This window comes from Mesorhizobium sp. M7D.F.Ca.US.004.03.1.1 (assembly GCF_003998635.1).
GTDB classification, from domain to species: Bacteria; Pseudomonadota; Alphaproteobacteria; order Rhizobiales; family Rhizobiaceae; genus Mesorhizobium; species Mesorhizobium loti.
On the sequence record NZ_RZQG01000532.1, the window covers coordinates 1 to 4,219 of the forward strand.

At 64.3% G+C, this 4,219-nt stretch carries 4 protein-coding genes; all 4 read right to left on the reverse strand.

Annotated features, from left to right (window positions below; genetic code table 11):
* Positions 1-69 precede the first annotated feature (69 nt).
* On the reverse strand, positions 70-1,455 hold the full coding sequence (locus tag EN935_RS24675; protein WP_127263344.1) for an aspartate aminotransferase family protein: 1,386 nt from the start codon (positions 1,453-1,455) through the stop codon (positions 70-72).
* Between the two features lies 1 nt (position 1,456).
* Entirely contained in the window at positions 1,457-3,100 is a 1,644-nt protein-coding gene (locus EN935_RS24680; protein WP_127263343.1) for a N,N-dimethylformamidase beta subunit family domain-containing protein, read from the reverse strand.
* A gap of 8 nt (positions 3,101-3,108) precedes the next feature.
* Complete coding sequence (locus EN935_RS24685; protein ID WP_127263342.1) at positions 3,109-3,873, reverse strand: amino acid ABC transporter ATP-binding protein; 765 nt, start codon at positions 3,871-3,873, stop codon at positions 3,109-3,111.
* Positions 3,870-4,219 (reverse strand): ABC transporter permease subunit (locus EN935_RS24690; RefSeq protein ID WP_127373697.1); only part of this gene is annotated, 350 nt, incomplete at its 5' end. The genes EN935_RS24685 and EN935_RS24690, both read right to left, overlap by 4 nt.

The window sequence follows — 4,219 nt, forward strand, 5'->3', positions numbered from 1 at the left end:
GACATCGACGGCGTGTGCACCGAGCCGGTGACGGCGCAGGTGATGATGACTTTGCGCGGCGCCATTCTTTTACCCCTGGCCTTCGACCGGCAGGTCGAGTTCGGAGGCCAGAACCTCCAGCGAGTCGCCGATGATGGAGACGATCTCGCCGACCTGTTCCCTGGTGACGATCATCGGCGGCGCGACCATGAAATTGTCGCCGTCGACGCCGCCCTTGACCCTGCGGCCATAGATGATCAACCCGCGCTCATAGGCGAGGTCGAGCAGCCTCTGCGTGGCCTTCTTGGTCTGGTCGATCGGCCTCAGGGTCTCAGGATCGGCAACCATCTGGGCGCCGGTGAGCAGGCCCTTGCCGCGCACGTCGGCGATGAACGGAAACCGCTTCGCCAGCCCCTTCAGCCCGTCCATCAGCACGTCGCCCATGGCAGCCGCATTGGCGATCAAGCCGAGTCGGTCCATTTCGCCGAGCACGGCCAGTCCGGCGGCGCAAGCCAGCGGGTTGCCGGCATAGGTGTGGCCGTGCTGGAAGCCGCCCGCATCGAGCAGCGGCTGCACCAGCCGAATCGGGGCGGCGAGCGCGCCAAGCGGCGCATAGCCCGAACCCAGCCCCTTCGACAGCGCGACAATGTCGGGCTTGCAGTTCCAGTGGTCGCCGCCGAGGAATTTACCGGTGCGGCCGGCCCCGCTCATCACTTCGTCATGGATGAGCAGGATGCCGTAGCGGTCGCAGATCTCGCGGATGCGTGGATAATAGCTGTCCGGCGCCACCAGGGCCGCGGTCGCAGCACCTCCGATCGGCTCCATGATGAAGGCGACCACGCTGTCCGGGCCCTCGGCCAGGATCTTCTCCTCCAGCATGTCGGCATAGCGGATGCCGCGCTGTTCCATCGAGAGATTGTCGCGGTCGCGCCAGGCATTCGGCGCCGGCACGGTCGGCATCACCCGCATCATCGGCTCGAACGTTTCGGCCAGCGCATCGTCGCCGGTGATCGAGAGCGAACCCAGCGTGCCGCCATGATAGGAGGGAAAGCGCGTGATCACCTTCCAGCGGCTGGCCTGGCCGGTGGCGACCGCCCATTGCCGCGCCAGCTTGATACAGGATTCCGTCGCTTCCGAGCCACCGGAGACGAAGAAGATGCGGTCCATGCCTTCCGGCAGCTTGCCGGCGAGCTCCCGCGCCAGCTCTTCCGCCGGCTCGTTCTCGAAATGCAGGCGATAGGCGAAGGTGGCGCGGTCCATCTGCCGCTTCATGGCATCCAGCACGTTGCGGTTGGAGTGGCCAATATTGGCGACCATCGGGCCGCTCGAGCCGTCGATGAAGCGGCGGCCGTCCTGCGTCCACATATAGATGCCCTCGGCGCGGTCGATCAGCGGCCGGCGCAGGCTCGACAGATAGAACAGATGCGACTGGCGCCGGGCTTCGGTTTCTTGAGCGGCGGTCTGGACTTTCGACATGTCAGGGCTTTCCAAGGTAACGATCGAGGACATTGCGGGTGACGCGTTCGACCATCGGGTCTTGTCTTAGCAGGCCGGCGACCCATTCGCAGCTTCCGGCATGGAACACCTCGCCTTTGCCGCGTGGGAAATTGACGATCATGCCGTTGCCGCGTTTGACCTTTTCCAGATTGGCGTCGCTCGCCTCGCCGAACAAAGTCTCGGCGGTGAAGCGGCCATCCTCGTCAGTGAGGAACTGGTCCTCGATCGGGATGTCGGCGCTTTCCTCGACCTGGGATGCCATGCCGACGGCGAGAACCTGCAGGCCATCAGGCGCACCGCTGGTCGCCGTGGGGTAGGGCAGGCCGCCGCGTATCTCGAACTCGAGCCCGTCGACCTCATAGCCATAGACATGGCTGTCGGCGCCCAGCAGGTCACCATAGTAGATGCCGGTGCCGGCGAACGCCCAGTGTTCCGGCCGGTAGACCGGAAAGCCACGCACACCGCGCGGCGCGCAGCCGCCCCAGCCGGCATAGAGGCCGCGGGTCGCGTTGAGCCCGAAGGTCGCGGATCCTGGCCGGCCGATTTCCGGCGCCTCCCAGGAGTTGGTGGCGCGGGTGACGTCGCCGCCCGGGAGATAGGCCGGGTCCTCGGCACGCGAGCGATATTTGTAGCAGACCTGCCTGCGGCCCTCGTCCTCCAGCCGCGTCTGCCACATGAAATTGCCGGCAAAGCGCGCCGCATGACCACCGCGCTCGACATAGGTGTCGACGGCGTCGCGCATCTCCCAGGTCCAGTATTCGTCATGACCGACGAAGACGGCGCAGTCGTAACCGTCGAGAGTTTCCGGCGAAAAATGCAGATCATGCTGGCTGGCGAGATCGACTTGATAGCCGGCTCGTTCGGCGAAGCGGAAGAAGTGGCTGTCATAACTGGCCCAGCCCGACGAAGCGTATTTCTTCGAATGGCCGGTGGCGAGCGCCCACTCCATATGCGGATAGCGCGGCACGGTCTTCGGTGGCACGGCGACTTCCAGCGGTACGCGCGGCGCGTCTTTCGGCAGCACGACGAAGCCGCGACACCACGGGCGCTGCGTCGACACGATGGGTGAATACTGATTGCGATCCGGCCCGGTAATGCCCTGGTAGTGGTTGGAACCGCCCCAGGTGTTGTAAGCCAGCCAGGTGCCCGTCGCCGCCACCTGCAGCACACGGCCGGGTTTCTTGCCTGGCTGCGGGCTGACGATGAAAATATGGTGGCATTGGATCTGCTTGCCGTCGCGACCGTCTGCGGTCAGCGTGACCCGGTAGGCACCGGACGGCCAGTCGTTCCCGACACGGAATTCGAACGACGCTTCCCAGCCGCAACCCTCGGCTGAACACTGGTCAGGACTGTCCTGCCAACGCGACGCGATGCCCGATTTCTCGAACACTTTGGTCTCGGTGCCGCCGTCGCGGATGATCGCCATGCTGAAGGACGGCGCCGTCGAACTGACATGAAGCGTCACCGTCTCGCCGGCGCGATAGGAAAAACGGTCGCTGTAGCACCAGATCTCACCGCGCTCGCCATCCATGCCTGGCCACTCGTAGTAATGGCCGCGCACCGCGTGCCGGCGCTGCTCCGGCGTCAGTCCGAAATCGGGGAATTCCGTGTTTGGTCTGGTCATGGTCACACTCAGGCGGAAAGGTATTTCTTGAGGAAGGTGCGCGTGCGTTCCTTCTGCGGCGCGCGGAACATGTCGCCGGGCGGGCCTTCCTCGACGATCACGCCGCCATCCATGAACAGCACCCTGTCCGCCACCTCGCCGGCAAAGCGCATCTCATGTGTTACCATGAGCATGGTCATGTGTTCGGCGGCAAGCTGTTTCATCACCGCGTTGACCTCGTCGACCAGTTCCGGGTCAAGCGCCGAGGTGGCTTCGTCGAACAGCATCACCTTGGGCTGCATCGCCAGCGCACGGGCAATCGCCACGCGCTGCTTCTGGCCGCCCGAAAGCCGCGAGGGATAGGCGTCGATCTTGTCGGCGAGCCCGACCTTGGACAAGAGGCTATGCGCCAGCGCATGCGCGTCACTTTTGGTCATGCCTTTGAGGATGATCGGTCCCATGGAGATGTTCTCGATCACGGTCAGATGCGGGAACAGATTGAAGTGCTGAAACACCATGCCCATCTGCTGGCGCACCTTGTTGATGTGCCGCTCGAAAGCCTGGCCGTGCAGCTTCTGGTTGACCTGCACGCCATCGAGCCAGACTTCGCCACTGTTCAGGGATTCCAGATGGTTGATGGAGCGCAGCAGCGTGCTCTTGCCGGAGCCGCTCGGCCCGATGATCGCGACGATCTGACCGCGGTCGACCGACAGGTCAATGCCTTTGAGGACCTCGACCGCGCCAAAGGATTTGCGCGCGCCGCGAACCTCGACCATGGGCCGCTGCGTGCTCATCGGGAAGCCTCCACATGTCTTTCAAACAGGCGCAAAGCCGCCTCGAGCACAAGGTTGAGAATGTAGTAGAGCGCCGCGGCTGTGATGTAGAACTCGAAAGGGCGGAACGTTTCGCTGATCGCCAGCTGGGCCGAATGGACCAGCTCGGCGATGCCGATGACCGAGACGATCGAGGATTCCTTCAACAGCGCGATCAGGTTGCCGCCGATCGGCGGTGCGGTGTTGCGGATGGCTTGCGGGATCACGACATGACGCAGCGTCTGCCATTTGCCGAAGCCGATGCTGCGCGCGCCCTCCGTCTGGCCGACATCGACGGCCACGATGCCGGCGCGGATGATGTCGGCAT